Genomic DNA, 23,441 nt, shown 5'->3' with positions numbered 1-23,441 from the left:
CGATTCTTAATTCCGTTATATTGGGCGAAGTTAGACATTATGTTATTCGGTGGAATAAACCGATTAACGATTGAGCTGAAGCAACCACACCCTTGCGGCTTCAGCATCCAATTCTATTTGTTGTTTGAGTTGTTCAAATGACTCAAACTTGTGCTCATTTCTGAGCTTGTGTAACAGTAACACTTCTAACTGCTGGCCATATAAATTGCCATTAAAGTCAAACAAGTGCACTTCTAATTGCTGACGAATACCATTAACCGTAGGTCTTTGACCGATATTCGCCACACCACCAATTTTTTTATTTCCCAGACCTAATGCTTCGACAACATAAACGCCTGAAACTGGTGATACGCATCGCTTAAGCGGAATGTTGGCAGTAGGGAAACCAATCGTTCTCCCTAGCTTTCGTCCGTGCGACACTCGACCACTAATACTGTAATCACGCCCTAACATATGACTGGCGGCATCTAATGAATCATCAGCCAGTGCATTACGAATTGCGGTGCTGCTTACACGTTGTTGCTGAACACAGAAACTATTCGTACTTACAACGTCAAAACCAAATTGTTGACCTGCTTTTTGCAACATAGCAAAGTCGCCAGTGCGCCCTTTCCCAAAGCAAAAATCATCACCAACAACTAAGTATTTAACACCAAGCTTGGCAACCAGTAAGTCTCGAATAAATGCTTCTGCAGACAATGATGCAAAGTAGTCGTTAAAATTAACACACAGTAATCGGTCTAGGTTTAGCTTGCTTAGCTGAACAAATTTATCTCTTAAACGAGTTAAACGAGCTGGCGCTCTGTCTTTACTAAACAACTCCATTGGTTGTGGTTCAAATGTCATCACAACAGAGGGTAGATCGAGAGCGTTCGCTTTTTTGCTCACTTGCTCTAAGACTTGTTGATGACCTAAATGAACACCATCAAAGTTACCAATCGTTAAGACACAACCTTTATGTTGAGGCTTAATATTGTGAATACCACGAATTAATTCCATTGGGATTAACTAAATACCTATTTATCAATTACTATGCGTGAAACCGACGGATTATATACTAATCAAGTTCACTCTGTCGCTGCTTTTACATCTTTTAAGCGAATGCCTAATGCGAGTAACACAAAAATATATACGCTTGCTCCAATAGCAATAGCCAGTGCTAACATCATCACCCGTTCACTAAATGCCCAAGTTAACCACAATGACATATCTTCAAGGTGCCATAATAATACAGCGACCATAGCTGTTCCCGCCACCACTAGCTTGCTCATGAATACCATGGTTTTTTTCGTTACTTTATAAACATTGGATATATGAAGACCACGATAAAGCAGTGCCATATTGACAAAAGCGGACAGAGCCGTCGCCATGGCTAATCCGACGTAACCGTAGTGCCAAGCAAAAATAGCATTAAATACCATGTTGGTGACCATCGCTATGATCCCGTACTTCACGGGAGTCTTTGTATCTTGCCTAGAATAGTAGCCCGGTGCTAACACTTTAATCAGCATAAAGTTAAGCAGCCCTGAAGCGTAAGCAAACAGTGACAATGATGCTTGGTGTACATCATGAGGGGTAAATTCACCACGCATAAATAACACCATCAGCATTGGCTTAGCTAACACCATCAAACCAAGCATTGCCGGAACACCTAGCAGTGTCACCATACGAACGCCCCAGTCCATCGTTTGGGCAAAGCCATCACTTTGAGCATCCACATGTTTTCTTGATAGAGCTGGCAAAATCACAGTAGCAATCGCTATTCCAAAAAGTCCTAATGGAAACTCAAGCAAGCGATCCGAGTAATAGAGCCAGCTGATCGAACCTGTAGCAAGGAAACTCGCAATAAAAGTATCAAACAACAAATTAATCTGACTGACAGAAACACCAAATAACGCAGGAATCATTAATGTTCGAATTTTAACGACACCAGGATCTTTCCAACCCCATTTAGGCTTAACTAAGACCCCAGCTTTAATAAGAAAAGGCAGTTGAAACAAAAACTGAACCAGACCGCCAAGAAAGACGCCAATCGCTAGACCGATCTCTGGCGTACTCATTATTGGAGAGATAAACCAAGCAGACCCTATGATCATCACATTGAGGAAAACAGGAGTAAACGAAGAAACGGCAAATTTCCCTAGAGTGTTAAGAATGGCTCCAGATAAAGCAACAAAAGTAATAAACCACAGATACGGGAACGTAATTTTTAGCATAAAGCTGGCCAATTCAAATTTCTCTGCTGACGGCCCGCCATTTAACCAGTCGAGAAACCAGCCCGCACCAAACAGCGCAGTAATAACACCTGAGCCTAATACGCCCAGTACTGTTACAATGGACACAATAACGCCTAACGTACCTGATGCCTTAGCGATGAGTTGTCGAGTTTCATTCATATCACCTTTAGCATGATACTCAGTTAGAACCGGTACAAAGGCTTGCGAAAACGCACCTTCTGCAAATAGTCGACGTAGAAAGTTAGGGATTTTATTTGCAAAGAAAAAAACATCAGCGCTGGCTCCAGCGCCCATTAGATTAGCAACAACAACATCACGAACTAAGCCTAACACTCGTGAAATCAACGTCATTGCGCTGACAATCATGCCTGATTTTAGAAGACGTTTACTCAAAATAACCTCAATCACCACGTTCAATACAGCTGTATCTTCAATCACAATTAACGAATGCTAAAGTAACGGAAGATAAGTATTAGCAATGGTATAAAAATACTGTTAGAATCCACGCCATCTTAACCGTGATAACCTTTTCATACCAAACTTGTTTGGCTTCGATTGGTTTTTGCACAAATTATTTGACATTTAAGCGCAAATAGAGGATATTCCTCGCCCTTAAATTGTCACCGAACTATGTTTTTGGGAGTTAGACCTTGGCAAACAGTAAATCTGCTAAGAAGCGCGCTATCCAAGCTGAGAAACGTCGTCAGCATAACGCTAGCCGTCGCTCTATGATGCGCACTTACATGAAAAAAACTATTGCAGCTATTGAAGCAGGCAATAAAGAAGCAGCAGCTGCTGCTCTAGTAGAAGTAACACCACTTCTAGACCGTATGGCGACTAAAGGCCTTATTCATAAGAATAAAGCTGCACGTCATAAGGCTCGTTTCTCTGCTGCAATCAAAGCTCTTTAATTAGAACTTAGATTTCTTTGAGAACAAAAAAAACCGGCTTCTGCCGGTTTTTTTATATCCAAATTTTCTTATCTGGCTTTTTACTCAAAAACAGTCATTACTTATTTAGTCTACTACTGCGCACTAAATTCATTGCATGGGACAACTAACCTAAAGTTAGCTGTCTGTATCGCAATACAAACCGTAGAGTAATTTAATCATAGCTTTCACTTCATCACTACTAAGTGAATAGAAAACAGTTTGCGCTTCTTTTCTCGTATTCACTAGCCCATCGCGACGTAACCAAGCCAAATGCTGAGACAATGCGGATTGGCTTAATGCTAATTGGGAACCTAATTCACCGACAGATAGCTCACGAGTATGCAGTAAACATAAAATCTGCAATCGTTTTTCGTTTGCCATTGCTTTAAGCAATACAACTGCCTGAGCTGAGTTTTTATCCATGTCTTCTAAGTTCATTAGATACTTCCACATTCATAAACATCAGTGATACACATATCGTTCACTATTCAATAAATAATATAACGATATCGCCTTATCAACAACTTACAAGCCATATCGAATATCACATTTCATTAAGTATGACATTACACATATAACATTGGCTTATTTGAATAGACTATTGAAGTCTGCATCAAATATATTTTTCACTGCCGGATGTTGAATCATTCTCTCAGCGAAAATGATGTAATACTCTTCTTTTAAATCTTCTATTGTGCCGATTAAGGTTAGTGGTGAATGCTCATCGACTTCGTTCATATAGATAGTTGGCGCTAATAAAACGACATCTTTATGCTGGTGAAAGAACGCCTTCATAAGAGCGATGTCGTCAAACTCACCTAAAATGTCTGGTTTTATTCCATGCTGATCAAACCATTGAAATACTTTACGCCCCATTGCTGTTTGACCACTTGGGATCAATAGCTTTGACTGCTCAAGCCCTTCTGGTAATGAGATCCCTTTATTACCATAACTAAAGAAGCTCATATCGAACTCACACAATCTTTTACTGTATAAGCCGGGGCTTTGGCTAGAGTCTACAGGGCAATCCGATAAGATCATATCTAGCTTATGTTGAGATAACTGCTCTAGCAGTAACTCGTGAGTCGACTCATAACAGCGTAGATGGATACTATTATCTTGTGGCACAGCACTAAGTAGGATTTTACTCACTAAGTTCTTCGATAGAGAATCAGCAACACCAACTTCAAACAACATATTTGAACGCTGGCTGTAATTAACGATATCAATCATTTCATAACTTAGACCAAACATTCTATCGGCATACTTAAATACTAACTGACCAAGTTCTGTCGGCTCAACACTACGGCCATTACGCTTAGTTAGCTTTCCATCCATACGCTCTTCAAGTGCTTTAATCTGGCCAGTTACCGTTTGAGGCGTTAAAAAAAGCGCATCAGCTGCTTTTGTCACCGAACCTTGCTTGCACACCATCCAAAAGTAATAAAGGTGGTTGTAGTTTAAATGGTACATCGCTTCACCAAATTAAAAATCAGTTCAGTCTATTTTAATCACTATATTCCACAAGTTAAATAGTCATTTCGGAAAAAACATCAATTAGCAAACTTCACCCTTGGTTTTTCCGATTTCGTGGTTTTTAAATATTACAGATATGACATCTTTACGGTAGAAACCAATGAAAAAATTGTATAAACCCTCATTATTCACACCTCCGCCACAAACCAATAAAACACTTTAAATTCAATAGTTTAAACAAAACCAAAGTGTACAGATATTATTACAAACTAGCAGAATCACAAAAATTACAGCTACTGAGTGAATTGTAATAATAGTGAAATATTTGCGGTCTAGTATCGCTATCAGATTCAACTACAGACCAAAACTAACTTAAACGGTCAACGGAGAAAACTATGATGAACCAAGCTACTTCTACAGCGGCACCAACAGTGGGAAGATCCCAATGGTTACGCTGGGCTAACTTGGCATTCATGCTGTACCTACTTCTTTTAGCAGTATCAATGGTAGGAAGCGGTTTCAAATGGGCAACAGGCGAGCACGCAAAGGTTTTATTTGAATTTGCCTCTCACCCAATTGCGGGCCTAATGATCGGTCTTATCGCAACCGCGTTAATTCAATCATCTAGTACAGTTACGTCAATCATCGTTGGCTTAGTTGCTGGTGGACTACCAGTAGAAACAGCAATTCCTATGGTTATGGGTGCTAACATAGGCACAACCGTAACGAATACCATTGTTAGTTTAGGTCATGTTCGTTGTAAGGTAGAGTTTAAGCGCGCTTTCGCAAGTGCCACTATTCATGACTTCTTTAACTTGCTTGCAGTAGCTATTTTCTTACCGTTAGAAATGATGTTTGGCATTCTCGATAAGATTTCTCACTGGTTAGTGTCTCCTTTCCTAGCTACAGGTGATATGAGCATTAAAGGTTTGAACTTTATCAGCCCTATCACTAAACCCGTTGTCGGTGCGATTAAAGGCCCACTGTCTACATTCAGTGATGTCACCGCTGGCGTTATGTTGATTATCCTAGGTATTGTTACTATCGTCGTTGCTATTACTGTAATGGGTAAACTGATGAAAAGCCTGATGGTTGGCCGTGCTCGTGAAATCCTAAAGAATGCAATTGGTCGTGGTCCACTACATGGCATCGCTTCAGGTTCAATCGTAACAATCTTAGTACAGTCATCTTCAACAACGACAAGCCTAATGGTTCCACTTGTAGGCTCTGGCGTTCTAAAAGTTCGCGATATTTACCCATTTACTTTGGGTTCTAACATCGGCACTTGTATTACCGCTCTACTAGCTGCGACAGCGGTATCTGGTGAGTTTGCGGTGTTTGCACTACAAATTGCGTTGGTACACCTAGTATTCAATATTCTAGCTACGGTATTTATCTACGGTATTCCTTTCCTTCGAGAGCTACCGGTTAAAGGTTCAGAGTTCATTGCAGAGATGGCAGTGAAAAATAAATGGGTTGTTGCGGGTTACCTAGCAAGCGTGTTTATTGTTATGCCTGGTACTGTTCTTGCGCTAACTGCTTAAAGTGAATAGTAAGAGATAATCGGTACAAGCCAAAAGCACATTCAATAAAAAGGCCGCTAAACTTTAACCAGTTTAGCGGCCTTTTTGTATCTACTCTTTCCTGACAGCCTACGTCTCACCCTGTAGTTGAAAGCAAAGCTTGCTTAATTCAATCAAGCTTTATAAATCAAACCAACAGCAGGCTTTAGAACAAAGTATCTTTATACTGAAAACGGGTACTTAATCGCTTCATGGCATTCATAACCTTCGACCCAAAAATCGTCTAGCGTTACCCATGTTTCAAGGTCTTCTAGTGACGTGATTTTAGGATTGATATGGAATGTCGCGGCTTTCAAAGGTTCGCGAGTAAGCTGAATATCTCGCATAGGGGCTAGCTGATCTTCATAGATATGCGCGTTAACAATTTTATGATAAGCCACACCCGCTTTCTTACCTGTGATTTGAGCCATTAGTGCTAAGAACACATAGACCTGAACCATATTGAAATTCAAACCAAGCGGCACATCACAAGAGCGTTGAGTGCTGTTTAAATACAGTGTGTCACCAAGTAAAGAGAAGTGATGGCTATACATGCATGGACGTAGACAGCCCATATGAAATTCACCCGGATTGTAGAAGTTTAAGATCTCACCTCGATCATCCACACCACTTGTTAAATCATCAACAATCTTACGTAGCTGATCGATATGCCCGCCATCTGGTTTCGCCCAAGAGCGACCTTGAACACCATAAACACGACCCATGTCGTCTTCGCCTTTACGGTATTCATTGTTTAACCAAGCTTGATTTAAATTCGAGTTAGCATCCCACGTTTTGGTGCCCAACTTTCTAAAATCTTCAGCATTATCATAGCCACGAATATAACCTAGCAACTCAGCTACAGCCGACTTCCAAAAGCTTTTACGAGTCGTCACTAAAGGAAATTGGTTATTGGCAACGTCATAGTGAAGATCCGCGTTAATCACGGTTAAACAACGTTTCCCTGTTCTCTCATTTTCAATCCAAGTGCCACTATCAACAATGCGATGACAAAGATCTAAATACTGTTTCACGATTTATCCTTACTTTACTGCTTTACTATCGTTGAATTGACCACGCTTGTAAGCCCATAGCATCATCAATACACCACCTATGATCATTGGTAGTGACAAAATTTGTCCCATTGAAATGAAATCACCGAATAAACCTAGATGCGCATCAGGTTCACGGACATATTCAACAAGGAAGCGGAATGTACCATATCCGGCTAAGAATAACCCTGATACAGAACCGAGTGGGCGTGGTTTTTTAATGAACCAGTTTAGGATAAAGAACAGCACGATCCCTTCTAAAGCCATTTCATACAACTGAGATGGATGACGTGGCAGAGGGCCGCCATTTGGGAAGACGATACCCCAAGGCGCATCTGTCACTCTTCCCCACAATTCGCTATTCATAAAGTTACCAAGACGCCCCATCCCTAGTCCAAATGGAACCAATGGTGCAATAAAGTCTGCGACGCCAAAAAACGTTCTGCCATTCTTTTTCGCGTACCAGAACATGGCACTAATCACGCCAAGAAGCCCGCCATGGAAAGACATGCCTCCGGTCCAAACTTTAAAAAGATAGAGAGGATCTTGTAGAAATATCTCAAAGTTATAGAAAAGAACGTAGCCAACTCGGCCACCAATCACTACCCCTAAAAAACCAGCAAACAATAAGTCAGATACTTGTTCACGAGTCCAACCACTGTTTGGTTTATCTGCACGACGGTTTGCAAGCCACATCGCAAAGGCAAAGCCGACTAGGTACATAAGCCCATACCATCGGATTGAGATCGGACCTAATGAAATAAGAACAGGATCGATATTGGGAAATTGAATGAGCCCCTGAGACATAAACGATTACTCTTTAATTGAAGTTAGTAAACTAAAATATTAGTCCGCTAAAGTGTTATAAGTTATAGGTTGAGACGAGATTACAGCAGCATAGTTCCAGCGACAAACATTAAAAATAAGGCAAATACCTTTTTTAACATCGCTGTTGGTAGAGTACTTGCGAGTCTTGCACCTATTTTGGTGGTAAACATTGAAGTCGACGCTATCGCAATTAGGGCAGGAAGATACACATAACCAACACTGTAGTTTGGCAAGCCTTCTGCTCTATAGCCATGCAATATGAAGCCTGTCATCCCTGATATCGCAATCATACAACCACATACCGATGATGAACCAACCGCTTTACGCATTTGGACGCCATAGCGACTCAAGAATGGAACAGACAACGATCCCCCACCAATTCCAGCAAGGCTTGAAACCACACCAATGCAGGAACCACATAGTAGTGTCACAGGGTTACTGGGCATCTCTCTCACACGGGTCGACTTAACTGATATCAACATTTGAATAGCAAGGAGCGTAACGATAGCGGCAAAAATTCTTGGTAGGTATTCCGAAGGCACCCAGTCAGCAATGTAACTTCCCACAAAACCACCAACAACCACGCCTGGCATCAACCACTTAATGATATCCATGTCGACGTTGCCGAGTTTTAAATGATTAACAGCCGAAGAACCAGAAGTTAAAATGATAGTAGCTAGTGATGTCGCTAATGCAACCAGCATGACACTTTCAGAACCGATACCAATAGAAGGAAGTAAATAGAGCAGCGCAGGGACAACTATAAGCCCACCGCCGATACCTAGTAACCCCGCCATTACGCCAACAAACGCACCAAGCAAAACTAATAAAAACAACAACTCGATATGCACAGCAACCTCTATTTTTTGCCTGCTCTAATGAACCCAGCAAAACCTTTATCTTCAAAATGAGACGACATCATAGTATAGATGTCCTTGCCATACGCATGTTTCAAGGCTTTGTTAGCAAATTGCTGTAATTCGTTTGTATCAGAGTGGCGTAGCAAGTACTTCACTTTAGCCACATTCGAGGTATTCATACTTAACGAGGTGTAACCCAGCCCCACTAATAGCAAAGAACCTATCGGGTCTCCGGCCAACTCACCGCATACACAAACCGGTAGATTGAGATTCTGACACGTGTCGTGGATATGCTTTAGCGCCATGATGACGGCTGGATGTATAGACTCATACACATCAGCAACGTGCGAGTTATTTCGATCAACTGCCAGTAAATACTGAGTTAAATCGTTAGTCCCAACCGATACAAAATCTATCTTATTCGCAATAAGAGGAAGTAAATACAACATCGAAGGGACTTCTATCATAATGCCTACCTCAGGCATGGATAGACTAGGATCAACTTTTGATACTTCTTCGTAGGCTTGATTAATGAGTAGCAATGCGTCATCCAGTTCTTGGGCGCTCGCAATCATTGGTAATAAAATACTTAGGTTATGGTGATCAGAACTTGCTCTCATCATCGCTCGGATCTGGATCAGAAATATATCGGGATGATCCAAAGTAAATCGAATACCGCGCCAACCTAAAAACGGATTATCTTCTTCTATAGGCAGGTAAGGTAAGGCTTTATCTCCACCCACATCCAAAGTCCGCATAACAACTCGTTTATTCTGGTATGTATTTAACACACTTCGATACTGTTGAATTTGTTCATCTTCAGAGGGGAAACGGTGCTGAAGCAAAAAAGAGATCTCTGTACGATACAACCCAACACCATCAACGCCTTGGTTGATCGCAATATTAGTATCGGCACTTAACCCCGCATTGAGAAACATTTCAATCCGTTGCCCATCTGCCGTTATTGCTGGTTCTTCTGATCTCTTACTTACCATTGAGGTCAGTTCGCGCTCTTCATTTGCAAGTGCGCGGTACTCTTTTAGCAAGTGTCGATTCGGCGAGACTAACACTTTTCCGCTGTAACCATCTACAACGCCACGCTTGCCGTTAATCTCCTTAAGGTTAAGGTTTATCCCCATAACAGCAGGAATGCCTAAGGCTCGAGACAAAATAGCTGCGTGTGAGTTTGCCGCACCTTCAAGTGCTACGACGGCTAATAATTTATCTTTCGGTATGGAGGCAAGAATCGACGCGGTAAGTTCTCTTACAACTAATATCACCGGCCTATCTAACTGTTGCTGCTCTTTTTGGGTGTTGTACAAAAAATACAATAACCGCTGACCAAGCTCTCGAATATCTTGTGCTCGTTCTCTTAGGTACACATCAGACATTCGTGCAAAGCGGTTAGAATACGACTCCACAACCTGACGCAGTGCCCAGTCAGCTCTATCACCTTTTTGAACCTGTGCTTTGAGATCTTTACGCAACATAGGATCGTTTAACAGGTGGGTAAACAGATCAAAGATGGCGAGTGTTTCTTTATTGATTTCGCCACGCAGCTTTTTTCTCATGCGACCAAAATCATTACGCGCATCTTCAATCGCTAACATTAGCCACTCTTGCTCTTGGCTGATATTAATGGTGGAGGCAGGTCGTACATCCGATAACTGTGGCTGAGCATCATCCCACCAGAACTCACCAATTGCGACACCAGAAGATGCAGGTATTCCAACGGTTGCTAACTGCTTCTTAGAAAGGCTCCAGTGCCCTTGCATTTGAGCATGAGCAATAATAACAGCGAGCTGTGCAGCTAAGGTAACCAGAAAAGATTCTTCGATTTCATTGAATAGCCTAGGGGACTTTTGCTGCACAACTAAAACGCCAAGGACTTTTTTTCGATGAATAACCGGTGTGCCAAGAAAGCTGTGATAGACCTGTTCGCCTAGCTCAGGAAAGAGCTTGAAATCAGGGTGTTTAGAAGCATGGGCGATATTGATAGGCTCGGCGCTGCGTTTAACTAAGCCGACGAGCCCTTCATTGAATTGAATATGAATCTTATCGCCTGAAAACTCCAACCCTTGTGTGGCCATGAGCTCCAGACGATTTTGTTCTTCATTGGCAAGATAGATAGTACAGCACTCCGTCTCCATAGCGCTGCATGTTTGCTTAACTAAAATATCAAATGCTTGATAAACATCATCTACTTTTGAAACCTGTTCAACTATTTCCCTTAGTTGAGAAAGCATGTCTATTCTACCCTCTTTGGAATTTTCGTTTACCTTTCAATTTTCGCTCTTTAAATGGCATAGCCATCGAGGCGAATTCCTTCATTGCACGGCGATATACGTCTCGTTTGAAAGAAACTACTTGTCGTACAGGGTACCAATAACTCACCCAACGCCAACCATCAAATTCAGGGGTGTTACCACGCTGCATATTAATTTGTGATTCATCACAATCTAAGCGCAATAAAAACCATTTCTGTTTTTGTCCGATACAGACAGGCTTTGAATCCCAACGAACTAGGCGCTTTGGCAATTTGTATCTTAGCCAATGACGACTCGTCGCTACAATTTTCACGTCCTTTTTAGTAAGACCGACCTCTTCGTACAGCTCTCTAAACATGGCTTGTTCAGCTGTTTCACCCTCATCAATTCCCCCTTGAGGGAACTGCCATGAGTGTTGTCCGTATCGTTTAGCCCAGAAGACCTGACCATGGTTGTTACAGATTACAATTCCCACATTTAAGCGGTAACCATCGCCATCTATCACTGGCCAACCTCAAATAAAATCTTTAATAACAGTGATTTTTCCACATATCCCCAACGGGAGCAAACTTACTAGTGTGATTAGCACGTGATTTATTGGTAACAACAGAGAACATGGATAACTATTAAGCAAAGAACTAGTTATCAACACAACAATGAGACCTAAGCCACATTTATTCACCTTTTCTGTGAATAACTATGTGCAGAAAGTTTTAGAAACAGATCATTTAACATTCAGCATAACTTATAAAACAATCAACATCGATACAGAACCAACAAATAAACACAACAAAACAATAAGTTAAAGATAAACGCGCAATGTATCTCATGTCACCTTTGTTACTGTTTTCACACAAAAACAAACATGGTTAAAGATCAACCAATAGCAACCTTATCCACATAAACAACCTAAAACTTGGTGTTAATTTAATTTTTCAAGCATTTTAGCAACAAAAAAGCACTGTTTTTTTATACATGAACATAATTATTGCCGTATATTCACTTTTTACCTGTGGATAAGTAACCAAGCGACGATCTTTTAATCTTAATGATCATTTATTCTCCATTACGAATGTCATAACATTTGATATCATTACTGACTCTAAATTCATTATTATCTACTTTTTATGAAGCCAGAACCCTCCACTGAAACCGAACTACTTAACCGAGCTAAAGCGATTGCTGGACTCTCTCTTCAAGAGCTTGCAGAAGAGGCCAATATCACAGTTCCTGAAAACCTAAAGCGCGATAAAGGCTGGGTAGGTCAATTACTAGAGTGGCATTTAGGGGCAACTGCTGGCAGCAAGCCTCAGCAAGATTTTGAAGATCTGGGTATTGAACTTAAGAGTATTCCTATCGGATACAATGGCAAGCCACTAGAAACAACCTTTGTTTGCGTCGCTCCTTTGATTGGCGTGCACGGGCTATGTTGGGAGAATAGTCACGTAAAAAATAAGCTTTCTCGCGTGCTTTGGGTACCCGTTGAAGGAGAAAGAGAGATCCCGTTAGCGGATAGAAAAGTAGGTTCACCTCTTATCTGGTCTCCATCTAAACAAGAAGAACAGCAACTAAAAGCCGATTGGGAAGAGTTGATGGAGCTGATTGTCTTAGGCCAAGTAGAGCAAATTACCGCTAGACATGGAGAAGTTCTACAACTCAGACCAAAAGCCGCAAATAGCCGCGTTTTAACCGATGCCTTTGGAGCGAGTGGGAAACCGATTAAAACACGCCCAAGAGGGTTCTATCTACGAACCCAATTTACAGCTAGCCTACTTGAACAGTACTTTATTTAGCGACATCTTTAATGCGTAGCTAAAGATAACTCTTCATCATTGTATAAGGGGCCATTTTCACTACCGAATTCATCATACGCATTATGTAAACGTAGAAATGCCTTATCCACGCCGAGTCTAACTAACTCCTCTTTCACCTTCTCCAAAGAATCAAAGTGTATTGGCTCTTCATCAAGCTTTATCGGTTCAAGCTTGTGCTTATACTCCACCGCAATTTGGTATTGAGAGAGATCGGAACATCCTATGACAAACACCTTTGGTGTCTGAGACGAGTCTTTATGAAAGCCATGAATCCATTTATCTAATTGTCTTTTTTGCATATGTAACTCCATTTACTTTTCTAGACTCCAATTACCATTCTAGACAAAGACTTCACTTTTGCGAATTCTTACATCAATACGTTTGATCCTAAGTTGGTTTCACTTATATTGGATTCATGCCGATAAGATTCACAAGGACGTACAATGCAATACACTAAATTGCCACACTCAAGCTTAGAAGTGAGCAAGATCTGCTTAGGCACCATGACATTTGGTGAACAAAACAGCCAAGAAGATGCTTCAAATCAATTAGATTATGCTCTTGAAAGAGGCATCAACTTCATTGATACCGCAGAGATGTACCCTGTTCCCCCAAAGGCGAAGACACAAGGGTTGACTGAAAGCTATATAGGAAACTGGCTTGATAAATCGGGTAAAAGAGAAAAGGTCGTCTTGGCAACTAAAGTGGCAGGCCCGCGCAACGTGCCTTATATTCGAGACAATATGAGTCTCGATAGAAGAAACATTCATCAAGCCATTGATGATAGCCTGAAACGACTAAAAACAGACTATATCGATCTCTATCAATTACACTGGCCTCAGCGACAAACAAACTGTTTCGGCCAGTTAAACTACCCTGACACGGCAGAGCAACAAGAAGTAACGTTGATTGAAACTCTAGAAGCGACGACAGAACTGGTGAAAGCAGGAAAAATTCGTTATATCGGAGTATCTAATGAGACGCCATGGGGGGTAATGAGCTTACTTAGGCTCGCCGAAAAACACGATTTACCAAGAATAGTGTCCATACAAAACCCATATAACCTGCTCAACCGCAGTTTTGAAGTCGGCTTATCAGAGATTAGTCATTATGAAGGTGTGAAGTTACTTGCCTACTCACCCCTTGCGTTTGGTTGCTTAAGTGGAAAGTACCTCAATAACCAAAAGCCAAAAGATGCCCGTTGTAGCCTTTTTGAACGTTTTGTTCGCTATTTCACTCCACAAGGAGTTGCGGCGACAAAAGCCTATGTTGATCTTGCCAACAAACACTCAGTTGATCCCGCTCAGATGGCACTTGCCTTTGTTAATCAACGTCCATTTGTTGCCTCCAATATTATTGGCGCAACAAATATGGAACAGTTGAAAATGAATATTGATAGTTTAGATGTCGTTCTTAGTGATGAATTGCTTCAGGGATTACAAGAGGTTGGTACGACTTATTCCAACCCTTGTCCTTAACATTGATAGCTAGGGGTAGGTGAAGCGCCTACCCCTATCGATTACGTCGCTATTCGCGCACTTAAAACTCGGCGAAGATGACGAACACGACGTTCCGCTTTGACTGCATCCGGCTCTGTAAAACCAATTGGGCGACCATCAGACTCTAGGCCAATATCACGCAACAGATGTGTGTTTTCCCATGGAATATCGTAGGTGCTTCGACGCAGTTTTCGCTTCCACGTTTGCTCTTCTCGACGAAGATCAGCACGTACAAGTAAAGTAGCAAGTTTTAGATAAATTGAATGACGCATAGTAATTCTCCAGCTTAATAAACGTAACTGGGGAAGTGGCCTTGGGGAAATATAATGATCCCTGTTTTGCTGCCATTTCCCGCAGCCAAAACAAGGTTACGGATTCGTTATTTAGTTGATTTGGTTCGATCTGATGCCATCATGAAATTACAGGCATCTATGGCCATCGCCATATTTTGATCAACAGAAGTACAAACAAAATGAATGATTGATAAATGTTTCATCGGTACCTCCTAACTAAATAATAAATCCAAAGAAATGTGTGGTGTGAAGCTATTGCTCACGGTTAAATTCTATGCAATTGAGATAATAATTCAACAGCTGTTTATAAATTAAACGAAAAACATTTTATTACTCTAATATTCTAAAACGAGTCGGGTCAAAAACAACACATTCACCAAACCAATAACAATTTACCAACATAATAATTGGCATTAAAAAACCACGCTATTTCAGCGTGGCTTCAGTAGGGTGCTGTATCTACAGTATTTATAGTGAGATAACTATTATTAGCTCACTGCATCTTCTGTAATTAGATTGTGTTTGTTTAACAATCGGTACATCGTCGCACGAGATACGCCCAACTCTTTAGCTGCAATTGATACCTGCCCTGAATGAGACTCTAAAACCAGCAGCAGAGCATCTCGCTCACTTCGCTCTCGAATACTCTTTAAGCTTCGTTTACCATCGTTTCGTTTTGGCAGTTCAAGCTGGGCCTCACCAATCATGACGTTATCAGACATCAGTACAATACGTTTAACCTGATTCATCAGCTCTCTAATATTTCCAGGCCAATGATAACGTGTTAAATCTCGGATAGCGTCTTCAGAAAAGCTACGAGCTTGAGCATTGAATTCTTTTGAGTACTCTTGTAAGAAATGACGAGCTAAAATGGCCACATCGCCCGCCCTCTCTTTCATGCTTGGTACATTAATACGTAACACATTGATGTAATGATAGAGCTCTTCATTAAAGTCACCATCGATAAGCGCCTTCTCAATATCTGATGAGTTTGCAGCCAAGATCCGTACATCAACCTCTTTTTGCCCTTTCAGGGTATCAACCATTCCATCTTGTAAAAATCGTAATAGGTTAAGCTGCTGACTTTTAGGTAAGGTCAAAATATCATTGAGCAGAATTGTTCCACCATCAGCTTTCTCAAGCATTGAAATTTGAGTGTTATCTTCCTGATCAATACCGAAAAGATCGCACTCTATGCGCCTCTCTGACATCGCACGACAGTTCACCGAGATGAACTCTTTTTGAGAGCGAGCCGATGTTTTATGGACGGCTCTAGCAACGGTCTCTTTCCCTGTTCCACTTTCACCATAGATAAGAATGGATACATCAGTTGGACCAATACGCTTGATTTGATCGCGAAGTCGCTTCATTGGAATTGAATCCCCAATTAAGCCCATATCATTGGTTGAACCATAATTAGGCCACACTTTCTTCTCAAGCTTGAGCATCCCCAACTGATGACCAATTGTACTCATTAACTGAGCGTCAGGAATTGGAGAGGTGAAGAAATCAATGCAGAAGTTAACAATGAACTGGCAAATGGTGTCTGAACTGAGTTGAGACTCGCGTATAAACGCTAGCCAACGAACTTGCTTATGCTTACTTACTAGATTAGCAATACCATTAAGGCTAAATTCATCATGACTTAAATCTACGATACCAATACATGGTCCAGTCTCACTAAAGAGTACATCAGCCTTACGTAAATCTGCACATAAAGTGCAACGCCATCCGACTTGTTCCAACACTGAAAGCCAAGGTTCGTATGTCCCACCAACAACGACAAGTGAACCAGGGACAGAATCCATTCGGAATTGACTACCCATTACTATGTTCCTTATATTGATTTCTTATTTTAGTCGCACGCATGTGAGCCCTGCAACGCATATCAATCTACATCAACCGCTACATTATCGAGACTTGATGAGATAATCTGTCTCAATACTAAGACTAGGTCGCGAATAATCAATCATACAACTATTTACTCAATATACATTCAAATAAACTATAAAACCAGACTCATAACACACCGTTCTTAGTCAATAATGTGATAAGAATCAGATACAAAAAAACCACCATGAAGGTGGTTTCATCAATTAGATTTTCTTACCCAAAGCACTACTTAGTCAGTATTACTCTAGCAAACATCACTCTATGCTTGAGGACGCATTGCAGGGAATAAGATCACGTCACGGATTGTGTGCGTGTTTGTAAATAGCATCGCTAGACGGTCGATACCAATACCTTGACCTGCTGTTGGCGGTAGGCCGTGCTCTAGTGCTGTAATGTAGTCAGCATCGTAGTACATTGCTTCATCATCACCCGCATCTTTCGCGTTCACTTGCGCTTTGAAACGCTCGTCTTGGTCTTGCGCATCATTAAGCTCAGAGAAGCCATTCGCTACTTCACGACCACCGATGAAGAACTCAAAACGGTCGGTGAAGAATGGGTTGCTGTCGCTACGACGTGCCAGTGGAGAGATATCTGCTGGGTAACCAGTAATGAATGTTGGTTGAATTAACTGAGGCTCAGCCGTTTCACCAAAGATCTCTTCAAGAAGTTGACCGCATGTCCAGAAAGTTTCTACGTCTACGTGTACTGATTTTGCAATCGCTACCATCTTCTCACGGTCTTGCAGATCAGCTTCTGTTAATGCTTGAATCTCAGCATGCTCAGGATTGTAGTGCTTGATTGCATCGAACATGCTCATGCGAGCGTAAGTGCCGCCAAACTCTACTGTTTCATCACCGTAAGGCATTGAAGTAGAGCCAAGAACGTCCATTGCAGCCGTGCTTAGCATCTCTTCAGTTAGATCCATTAGATCTTTATAGTCAGAGTAAGCTTGGTAGAATTCCATCATTGTGAATTCTGGGTTGTGACGTGGAGACAGACCTTCGTTACGGAAGTTACGGTTGATCTCGAATACACGGTCAAAACCACCAACCACTAGACGCTTAAGGTAAAGCTCTGGTGCAACACGTAGGTACATGTCGATGTCTAGTGCATTGTGGTGAGTGATGAATGGACGCGCAGTCGCACCACCAGGGATCACATGCATCATTGGCGTTTCAACTTCTAGGTAGCCTTTTGAGCTCATGAAGTTACGGATTGAAGAGACAAGCTTCGAGCGCACGATGAATGCGTTGCGAGAATCTTCGTTAACGATTAGGTCAACGTAACGCTGGCGGTAACGCATCTCTTGATCAGTCAGACCGTGGAATTTCTCAGGAAGTGGACGAAGTGCTTTAGTTAGCAGTTCAAACTCTTCCATGTTCACGTAAAGATCGCCTTTACCTGATTTATGAAGCGCACCTTTAACACCAATGATGTCACCGATATCAAGGCCTTGGTACTTCTCTTTCAATACTTTCTGAACGTCTTTCGCGGCGTATGCTTGAATACGGCCAGATGTTTCTTGAATCGCTAGGAATGGGCCACGCTTAGCCATTACACGACCAGCAATGGCAACAATGTGGTTAAGCTCTTCTAGCTCTTCTTTGCTCTTTTCACCAAACTCAGCTTGCAGATCTCCAGCAAGGCTGTCACGACGGAAATCATTCGGGTGACCGTTAGCACTACAGTTCTGGCGGATGTGATCTAATTTTCCACGACGCTCTGCAATGAGTTTGTTTTCTTCAGGTGAAGAAGCTTCTTGTGTGCTTTCGTTTTGAGTAGCATCAGTCATTTTCAAAGGACCCTATCTGTCGGTGTAAGCTTATAAACCTGATTTCAGGCTAGCTTCAATAAATTTGTCTAAGTCACCGTCAAGAACCGCTTGAGTGTTACGGTTTTCAACGCCTGTACGTAAATCTTTAATGCGAGAATCATCGAGTACATAAGAGCGGATTTGGCTGCCCCACCCGATGTCTGATTTCGTTTCTTCGCTTGCTTGTTTTTCAGCATTTTGCTTTTGGATTTCAAGTTCAAAAAGCTTTGCACGTAGCTGCTTCATCGCTTGGTCTTTGTTCTTATGCTGAGAACGATCATTCTGACACTGAACGACTGTATTTGTCGGAACGTGAGTAATACGTACCGCCGATTCAGTCGTGTTTACGTGTTGACCACCCGCGCCTGAAGCTCGGTAAACATCAATACGTAAGTCAGACGGGTTAATATCGATCGTAATGTTGTCATCAATCTCTGGATAGATAAACGCAGAAGCAAATGAAGTATGGCGACGACCACTAGAATCAAACGGAGACTTACGAACTAAACGGTGCACGCCTGTTTCAGTACGTAACCAACCATAAGCATACTCGCCAGAGATTCGTATCGTTGCGCCTTTAAGACCGGCGACATCACCATCAGATACTTCGATAACTTCGGTTTTGAAGCCCTTCGCTTCAGCCCAACGCAAATACATGCGGAGCATCATTGAAGTCCAGTCTTGTGCTTCTGTACCACCAGAACCTGACTGTAAATCGATGTAGCAATCTGACGCGTCATGATCACCTGAGAACATACGACGGAACTCAAGTTTGCCTAGCTTCTCTTCAAGCTCTGCAAGTTCTGGTTCAATTTCGTCAAACGTTTCTTGATCACCTTCTTCAACCGCAAGCTCAAGTAAGCCATCGACATCTTCAACACCTTGGTCAAGTAAATCGATCGTTTCAACTATCGCTTCTAGTGATGCACGTTCTTTACCAAGTGCTTGAGCACGTTCTGGTTCATTCCATACATCGGGTTGTTCTAGCTCTGCATTTACTTCTTCTAGACGCTCTTTTCTTGCGTCATAGTCAAAGGTACCCCCTCAGGATATTTGTGCGCTCAGACACATCCTGAAGACGGTTTTTTATAGGATTGATTTCAAACATTTTAGCTCATCGGTTATGAGTAGAATTTAACCGAAGAAGTTTACTCAAAAATGTGACGAAGATACAGAAAAAACCGATGGAAATAGAAATAAAAAAGGCTGATGTATTCATCAGCCTTTGTTCATTGTTACTAAAAGAAACGCTTATGAAGCGGTCTTTTCCGTTAACTCTTGCTCAACTGATTTACCAATGAAGAACATAGATACGATGGCTGCGGATGTAGGCAATAACCACCCCATACCAATCTCGAATAACGGTAACATATTCAATGCAGAAACATCGACACCCGCTACTTTCGCAGCGTCAATTAGTGCAAAGATTAATGCAACAAGTACCACAACACGATAAGCAACTTCTGGGTTTGGCAATCTGTCACGCACAAATGCTAACGCAACTAGCGCAATTGCAACTGGGTAAAGCGCAAAGAGAACAGGTACAGACAGTGTGATCAACTGAGATAACCCAACGTTCGCTACCGTCGCACAAATACTGCCAATAATAAGTACCCATTTTTTATAAGAGACAGATGTAAGCGAGCTAAAGTAATCTGAACATGCCGAGATTAGGCCAATCGCGGTGGTTAGGCACGCAAGAAGAACAATCACAGACAAAACAATCTGACCATAAGGACCAAAGAGAGCCTGAACGTATAAACTCAGTACAGCGCCACCGTTATCTGCGCCCGCAGCAACTACAGCACTTGTTGCACCCAAGTAGAAAAGAGAGATATAGACAAACGCCAAACCAGCCGCTGCAATACAAGCAGATGTAATAAGGTACTTAGCTGTCGCGCTACGCTCCGTGATCCCTTTATTACGTAAAGCATCAACGATTAGCATACCAAACATCAACGAACCAAACGTATCCATCGTGTTGTAGCCTTCCAAGAAACCTTTGGTTAGTGGTTGTGTCGCGTAGTCGCCTTGAGCAGCAATCATCTCACCTTGAGGATCGACAAAAACGGCAACAGCTAAAATAATGAGACCGAGGAACAAAACAGGCGTAAGTACCTTACCTATCACATCAATTAAGCGTCCTTGAGACCAAGCAAAGAACATAGCGATGGCAAAAAAGGCAATAGAGAATAGTGCGAGATCAGATTGAGCAGCATCGGCTAAAAATGGACGAATCGCCATCTCGTAAGCAACTAAACCAGTACGAGGGGCAGCAAAAGCAGGGCCGATGATGATAAAAATAAGTACTGCAATGATTGTTGCTGCGCGTACTGGTAAATCTTTCGTAAGGTGTTCCCATGTACCGCCCGCTTTAGCCACGGCAATAATGGTAATAAGTGGAAGGCCTACTGCTGTCAGTAGAAAACCAAGCATCGCTGGCATTAAGTTCTCGCCCGCTAATTGCCCTGCCAATGGTGGAAATATGATGTTGCCTGCTCCTAAGAAGAAAGCAAACAGCATGAAGCCAACGGCTATAATGTCTGTCAATTTTAAAGTCTGCTTCACAGCTAACCCTTACTATAATGTTGAACGATATTGTATTTGCATATGTGCGCTTAATCAGCACAATACACTTTAATTTGGTCGCGAATAATGAAGAAACACTTATCAATTGGCAACCTTAAAGAAAAAAACACAATATTAATCTACACTTTCAACAATAAGGCAGTTGATAACACTGGTTAATTATAAATTTCCAGAATATAAATAAGATCAACTTAGCTACCTGTTAGAAAACAAATAGAATAAAAAACCAAACATTAAATTAACAACAGACAAACTTACCGACAAAGAGTTAGAAAGCAAAATAATCATGAAGAGTGGCACGTTAAATACTAAAGACTTTAATTTTAAGCAGTTTTCCATCTACGGTGGGCAATCAGGCATGCCTGTCAGCACCGATGGGGTTTTATTAGGGGCTTGGACAAGACTAGATGGCATTCAAACCCTACTAGATATAGGAACGGGAACCGGTCTATTGTCTCTGATGAGTGCACAACGAAATTCAACTCTAAAAGTCACAGCGATTGATATTGATCAGCATGCGATTGAAAGTGCATTACACAACTTTCAACAATCACCGTGGAATGATCGCTTAGATCTAATCGAAGGTGATGTTTTAGCGACAAGCATAGAGCCGGTGTATGACGCGATTATATGTAACCCTCCATATTTCAACTCTGGAGAGCAATCTCAAGTCAATCAACGAGCCAAAGCCAGACATACCAGCACTCTGGATCACCAAACATTGCTTCAATGCTGTTTTGACCTAACAACACCTCTCGCTACAGCCAGTTTTATCTTGCCGTTATATGAAGGAAAGCAATTTATTGAACTGGCTAAATTGTTAAATTGGCACGCTGTACGTGTCTGTCACGTGAAAACAACCGAGAAGAAAAACACATCTAGGTTGTTGATAGAGTTAAGTAAAGTAGCAAGAGAGACTGAAGAGAGTGAGTTAATCATCCACGCCGATGGACAATACAGCGCTGCGTTTCGCGCCTTAACTCATAACTTTTATCTAAAGATGTAGAAATATCATGTGATCATAATCACTAATACATCTATAATATCCGACCTAAATTTTGCCATAACACGCCTACCGGCTTGTGGAGATACTATAGTGATCAGAACTTTTGCTGACCTTGATCTAGACGAAACCCTTATTACAGCTATTGAAGAGCTGGGTTTTGAGCGCCCAACACAAATTCAAGAAGATGCGATCCCACAAGCTTTAGACGGTAAAGACATTCTTGCCTCTGCTCCGACAGGGACAGGTAAAACCGCAGCGTTTGCCATTCCGGCCCTACAGTACTTGCTTGACTTCCCTCGTAAAAGACCTGGGCCAGCTCGTGTTTTAGTCTTAGTACCTACACGTGAACTTGCGATGCAAGTGGCCGATCAAGCGCGTGCACTGGCAAAAAACACACGTTTAAACGTCTTTACCATTACTGGTGGTGTTCAATACCAAGAACACGCAGACATTCTTGCTCAAACTCAGGATATCGTCGTTGCAACGCCGGGTCGTTTAATGGAATACATTGAATCAGAGCGTTTTGATTGTCGTGCTATTGAATGGCTTATCTTAGATGAAGCCGATCGCATGTTGGACATGGGTTTTGCTCCTGTCGTTGACCGTTTAGCCGCAGAGTGTCGCTGGCGTAAGCAAACGTTGCTATTCTCTGCAACGTTAGAAGGTCGTGGCGTTGAAGGCTTCACTGCCGATCTTCTTAAAAACCCAGCGGAAGTTTCAGCTGAACCTTCTCGTCGTGAGCGCAAAAAGATTACTCAGTGGTATCACCGTGCCGATAGCATGGAACACAAACTGGCACTACTTAAAAAGATCCTAACCGATCAAGCTGAACGTTCTATCGTCTTTTTGAAAACTCGCGAACGATTAGCAGAACTGCGTATCGAACTTGAAAAAGCGCAGATCCCATGTGCATGGATCCAAGGTGAAATGCCACAAGATCGTCGCAACAACGCGATTGCTCGTTTCCGCGATGGCTCTGTGAATGTATTACTTGCAACCGACGTTGCCGCTCGTGGTATCGATCTTCCTGACGTAAGCCACGTTATTAACTACGACATGCCACGTTCAGCAGATATCTACCTGCACCGTATTGGTCGTACAGCTCGTGCTGGTAAAAAAGGCAACGCACTCTCAATCGTAGAAGCACACGACCAAGCAATGCTTGAACGTGTCGCTCGTTATATTGATGAAGATATTAAAGAGCGTTTCATTAAAGAGATGCGTCCTCAACATAAAAAAACATCGACCAAGAAAAAGAAGAAAGATGTAAAGAAAAAGGTCGTTAAGAAAAAGAACACCAAGAAGAAATAAACCCCTTCC

21 protein-coding genes are annotated in these 23,441 nt (G+C 41.8%); 6 read left to right on the top strand and 15 right to left on the bottom strand.

Features of this window, described 5'->3' with window-relative positions; all coding sequences use genetic code 11:
- Window positions 1–63: 63 nt before the first annotated feature.
- Window positions 64–999: a bifunctional riboflavin kinase/FAD synthetase gene (ribF, locus tag L4D20_RS19650; RefSeq protein WP_428803280.1), complete on the bottom strand. Its 936-nt coding sequence runs from the start codon at window positions 997–999 to the stop codon at window positions 64–66.
- A gap of 68 nt (window positions 1,000–1,067) precedes the next feature.
- A complete protein-coding gene (gene murJ / locus L4D20_RS19645) occupies window positions 1,068–2,630 on the bottom strand; it encodes a murein biosynthesis integral membrane protein MurJ (RefSeq protein ID WP_428803317.1) in 1,563 nt (520 codons plus the stop codon).
- 257 nt (window positions 2,631–2,887) lie between these two features.
- On the opposite strand from murJ, the gene rpsT reads away from it, so the two are divergent.
- Window positions 2,888–3,148: a 30S ribosomal protein S20 gene (gene rpsT, locus L4D20_RS19640; RefSeq protein ID WP_248009945.1), complete on the top strand. Its 261-nt coding sequence runs from the start codon at window positions 2,888–2,890 to the stop codon at window positions 3,146–3,148.
- A gap of 156 nt (window positions 3,149–3,304) precedes the next feature.
- Here the strand turns inward: rpsT and L4D20_RS19635 are convergent, their stop codons facing one another.
- On the bottom strand, window positions 3,305–3,607 hold the full coding sequence (locus tag L4D20_RS19635) for an ArsR/SmtB family transcription factor (protein WP_428803279.1): 303 nt from the start codon (window positions 3,605–3,607) through the stop codon (window positions 3,305–3,307).
- A gap of 147 nt (window positions 3,608–3,754) precedes the next feature.
- A complete protein-coding gene (gene nhaR / locus L4D20_RS19630; protein ID WP_428803278.1) occupies window positions 3,755–4,642 on the bottom strand; it encodes a transcriptional activator NhaR in 888 nt (295 codons plus the stop codon).
- A gap of 401 nt (window positions 4,643–5,043) precedes the next feature.
- On the opposite strand from nhaR, the gene L4D20_RS19625 reads away from it, so the two are divergent.
- Window positions 5,044–6,189 (top strand): Na/Pi symporter, encoded by a 1,146-nt coding sequence (locus L4D20_RS19625; RefSeq protein ID WP_428803316.1) that lies wholly within the window; start codon window positions 5,044–5,046, stop codon window positions 6,187–6,189.
- 200 nt (window positions 6,190–6,389) lie between these two features.
- Here L4D20_RS19625 and L4D20_RS19620 read toward each other — a convergent pair whose 3' ends face one another.
- From L4D20_RS19620 to rppH, 5 genes are all read right to left on the bottom strand, one after another.
- The gene (locus L4D20_RS19620; RefSeq protein ID WP_428803277.1) at window positions 6,390–7,241 is read right to left on the bottom strand and encodes a thymidylate synthase; all 852 of its coding nucleotides are present in this window, start codon (window positions 7,239–7,241) and stop codon (window positions 6,390–6,392) included.
- Between the two features lie 9 nt (window positions 7,242–7,250).
- Window positions 7,251–8,066 (bottom strand): prolipoprotein diacylglyceryl transferase, encoded by an 816-nt coding sequence (gene lgt / locus L4D20_RS19615; protein ID WP_428803276.1) that lies wholly within the window; start codon window positions 8,064–8,066, stop codon window positions 7,251–7,253.
- An 80-nt stretch (window positions 8,067–8,146) separates the two neighbouring features.
- Complete coding sequence (locus L4D20_RS19610) at window positions 8,147–8,938, bottom strand: sulfite exporter TauE/SafE family protein (protein ID WP_428803275.1); 792 nt, start codon at window positions 8,936–8,938, stop codon at window positions 8,147–8,149.
- An 8-nt stretch (window positions 8,939–8,946) separates the two neighbouring features.
- The gene (gene ptsP / locus L4D20_RS19605; RefSeq protein WP_428803274.1) at window positions 8,947–11,193 is read right to left on the bottom strand and encodes a phosphoenolpyruvate--protein phosphotransferase; all 2,247 of its coding nucleotides are present in this window, start codon (window positions 11,191–11,193) and stop codon (window positions 8,947–8,949) included.
- Between the two features lie 7 nt (window positions 11,194–11,200).
- Complete coding sequence (gene rppH / locus L4D20_RS19600) at window positions 11,201–11,719, bottom strand: RNA pyrophosphohydrolase (protein ID WP_428803273.1); 519 nt, start codon at window positions 11,717–11,719, stop codon at window positions 11,201–11,203.
- A 622-nt stretch (window positions 11,720–12,341) separates the two neighbouring features.
- Here rppH and mutH point away from each other — a divergent pair.
- Window positions 12,342–13,007 carry a DNA mismatch repair endonuclease MutH gene (mutH, locus tag L4D20_RS19595; RefSeq protein ID WP_428803272.1) on the top strand — a complete coding sequence of 222 codons (666 nt, stop codon included), beginning with the start codon at window positions 12,342–12,344 and terminating at the stop codon, window positions 13,005–13,007.
- Window positions 13,008–13,015: 8 nt separating this feature from the next.
- Here mutH and L4D20_RS19590 read toward each other — a convergent pair whose 3' ends face one another.
- Window positions 13,016–13,327: a DUF6482 family protein gene (locus tag L4D20_RS19590; protein WP_428803271.1), complete on the bottom strand. Its 312-nt coding sequence runs from the start codon at window positions 13,325–13,327 to the stop codon at window positions 13,016–13,018.
- Window positions 13,328–13,471: 144 nt separating this feature from the next.
- Between L4D20_RS19590 and L4D20_RS19585 the strand changes: the two genes are divergently transcribed.
- Window positions 13,472–14,506, top strand: coding sequence for an NADP(H)-dependent aldo-keto reductase (locus tag L4D20_RS19585; RefSeq protein ID WP_428803270.1), 1,035 nt, complete (start codon window positions 13,472–13,474; stop codon window positions 14,504–14,506).
- A 41-nt stretch (window positions 14,507–14,547) separates the two neighbouring features.
- On the opposite strand, the gene L4D20_RS19580 is transcribed toward L4D20_RS19585, so the two are convergent.
- From L4D20_RS19580 to brnQ, 5 genes are all read right to left on the bottom strand, one after another.
- On the bottom strand, window positions 14,548–14,799 hold the full coding sequence (locus tag L4D20_RS19580) for a DUF1127 domain-containing protein (RefSeq protein ID WP_428803269.1): 252 nt from the start codon (window positions 14,797–14,799) through the stop codon (window positions 14,548–14,550).
- A gap of 509 nt (window positions 14,800–15,308) precedes the next feature.
- Window positions 15,309–16,646 carry a cyclic-di-GMP-binding transcriptional regulator VpsR gene (vpsR, locus tag L4D20_RS19575; RefSeq protein ID WP_428803268.1) on the bottom strand — a complete coding sequence of 446 codons (1,338 nt, stop codon included), beginning with the start codon at window positions 16,644–16,646 and terminating at the stop codon, window positions 15,309–15,311.
- Between the two features lie 326 nt (window positions 16,647–16,972).
- Window positions 16,973–18,505, bottom strand: a complete 1,533-nt coding sequence (gene lysS, locus L4D20_RS19570) for a lysine--tRNA ligase (protein WP_428803267.1) — start codon at window positions 18,503–18,505, stop codon at window positions 16,973–16,975.
- 30 nt (window positions 18,506–18,535) lie between these two features.
- Window positions 18,536–19,634, bottom strand: a protein-coding gene (gene prfB, locus L4D20_RS19565; protein WP_428803266.1) for a peptide chain release factor 2 whose coding sequence is annotated in 2 segments (ribosomal slippage) — window positions 18,536–19,558 and window positions 19,560–19,634 — 1,098 coding nt in all. Because the reading frame shifts where the segments join, the coding sequence is not laid out codon by codon here.
- Window positions 19,635–19,777: 143 nt separating this feature from the next.
- The gene (gene brnQ, locus L4D20_RS19560; protein WP_428803265.1) at window positions 19,778–21,094 is read right to left on the bottom strand and encodes a branched-chain amino acid transport system II carrier protein; all 1,317 of its coding nucleotides are present in this window, start codon (window positions 21,092–21,094) and stop codon (window positions 19,778–19,780) included.
- A 307-nt stretch (window positions 21,095–21,401) separates the two neighbouring features.
- Between brnQ and L4D20_RS19555 the strand changes: the two genes are divergently transcribed.
- Window positions 21,402–22,121, top strand: coding sequence for a tRNA1(Val) (adenine(37)-N6)-methyltransferase (locus tag L4D20_RS19555; protein WP_428803264.1), 720 nt, complete (start codon window positions 21,402–21,404; stop codon window positions 22,119–22,121).
- Window positions 22,122–22,211: 90 nt separating this feature from the next.
- Window positions 22,212–23,432 carry an ATP-dependent RNA helicase SrmB gene (gene srmB / locus L4D20_RS19550; RefSeq protein ID WP_428803263.1) on the top strand — a complete coding sequence of 407 codons (1,221 nt, stop codon included), beginning with the start codon at window positions 22,212–22,214 and terminating at the stop codon, window positions 23,430–23,432.
- Window positions 23,433–23,441 lie beyond the last annotated feature (9 nt).

Origin of the sequence: Vibrio kyushuensis (assembly GCF_050337325.1) — a bacterium.
Taxonomy (GTDB): domain Bacteria; phylum Pseudomonadota; class Gammaproteobacteria; order Enterobacterales; family Vibrionaceae; genus Vibrio; species Vibrio kyushuensis.
This window is presented reverse-complemented; position numbering and strand designations above follow the sequence as displayed.

What these genes read in the sequence shown, in the direction of transcription:
- ribF (WP_428803280.1), bottom strand. Translation starts at nt 999, where the DNA reads ATGGAATTAATTCGTGGTATTCACAATATTAAGCCTCAACATAAAGGT.
- L4D20_RS19635 (WP_428803279.1), bottom strand. Translation starts at nt 3,607, where the DNA reads ATGAACTTAGAAGACATGGATAAAAACTCAGCTCAGGCAGTTGTATTG.
- nhaR (WP_428803278.1), bottom strand. Translation starts at nt 4,642, where the DNA reads ATGTACCATTTAAACTACAACCACCTTTATTACTTTTGGATGGTGTGC.
- L4D20_RS19625 (WP_428803316.1), top strand. Translation starts at nt 5,044, where the DNA reads ATGAACCAAGCTACTTCTACAGCGGCACCAACAGTGGGAAGATCCCAA.
- lgt (WP_428803276.1), bottom strand. Translation starts at nt 8,066, where the DNA reads ATGTCTCAGGGGCTCATTCAATTTCCCAATATCGATCCTGTTCTTATT.
- ptsP (WP_428803274.1), bottom strand. Translation starts at nt 11,193, where the DNA reads ATGCTTTCTCAACTAAGGGAAATAGTTGAACAGGTTTCAAAAGTAGAT.
- mutH (WP_428803272.1), top strand. Translation starts at nt 12,342, where the DNA reads ATGAAGCCAGAACCCTCCACTGAAACCGAACTACTTAACCGAGCTAAA.
- L4D20_RS19590 (WP_428803271.1), bottom strand. Translation starts at nt 13,327, where the DNA reads ATGCAAAAAAGACAATTAGATAAATGGATTCATGGCTTTCATAAAGAC.
- L4D20_RS19585 (WP_428803270.1), top strand. Translation starts at nt 13,472, where the DNA reads ATGCAATACACTAAATTGCCACACTCAAGCTTAGAAGTGAGCAAGATC.
- L4D20_RS19580 (WP_428803269.1), bottom strand. Translation starts at nt 14,799, where the DNA reads ATGCGTCATTCAATTTATCTAAAACTTGCTACTTTACTTGTACGTGCT.
- vpsR (WP_428803268.1), bottom strand. Translation starts at nt 16,646, where the DNA reads ATGGGTAGTCAATTCCGAATGGATTCTGTCCCTGGTTCACTTGTCGTT.
- lysS (WP_428803267.1), bottom strand. Translation starts at nt 18,505, where the DNA reads ATGACTGATGCTACTCAAAACGAAAGCACACAAGAAGCTTCTTCACCT.
- L4D20_RS19555 (WP_428803264.1), top strand. Translation starts at nt 21,402, where the DNA reads ATGAAGAGTGGCACGTTAAATACTAAAGACTTTAATTTTAAGCAGTTT.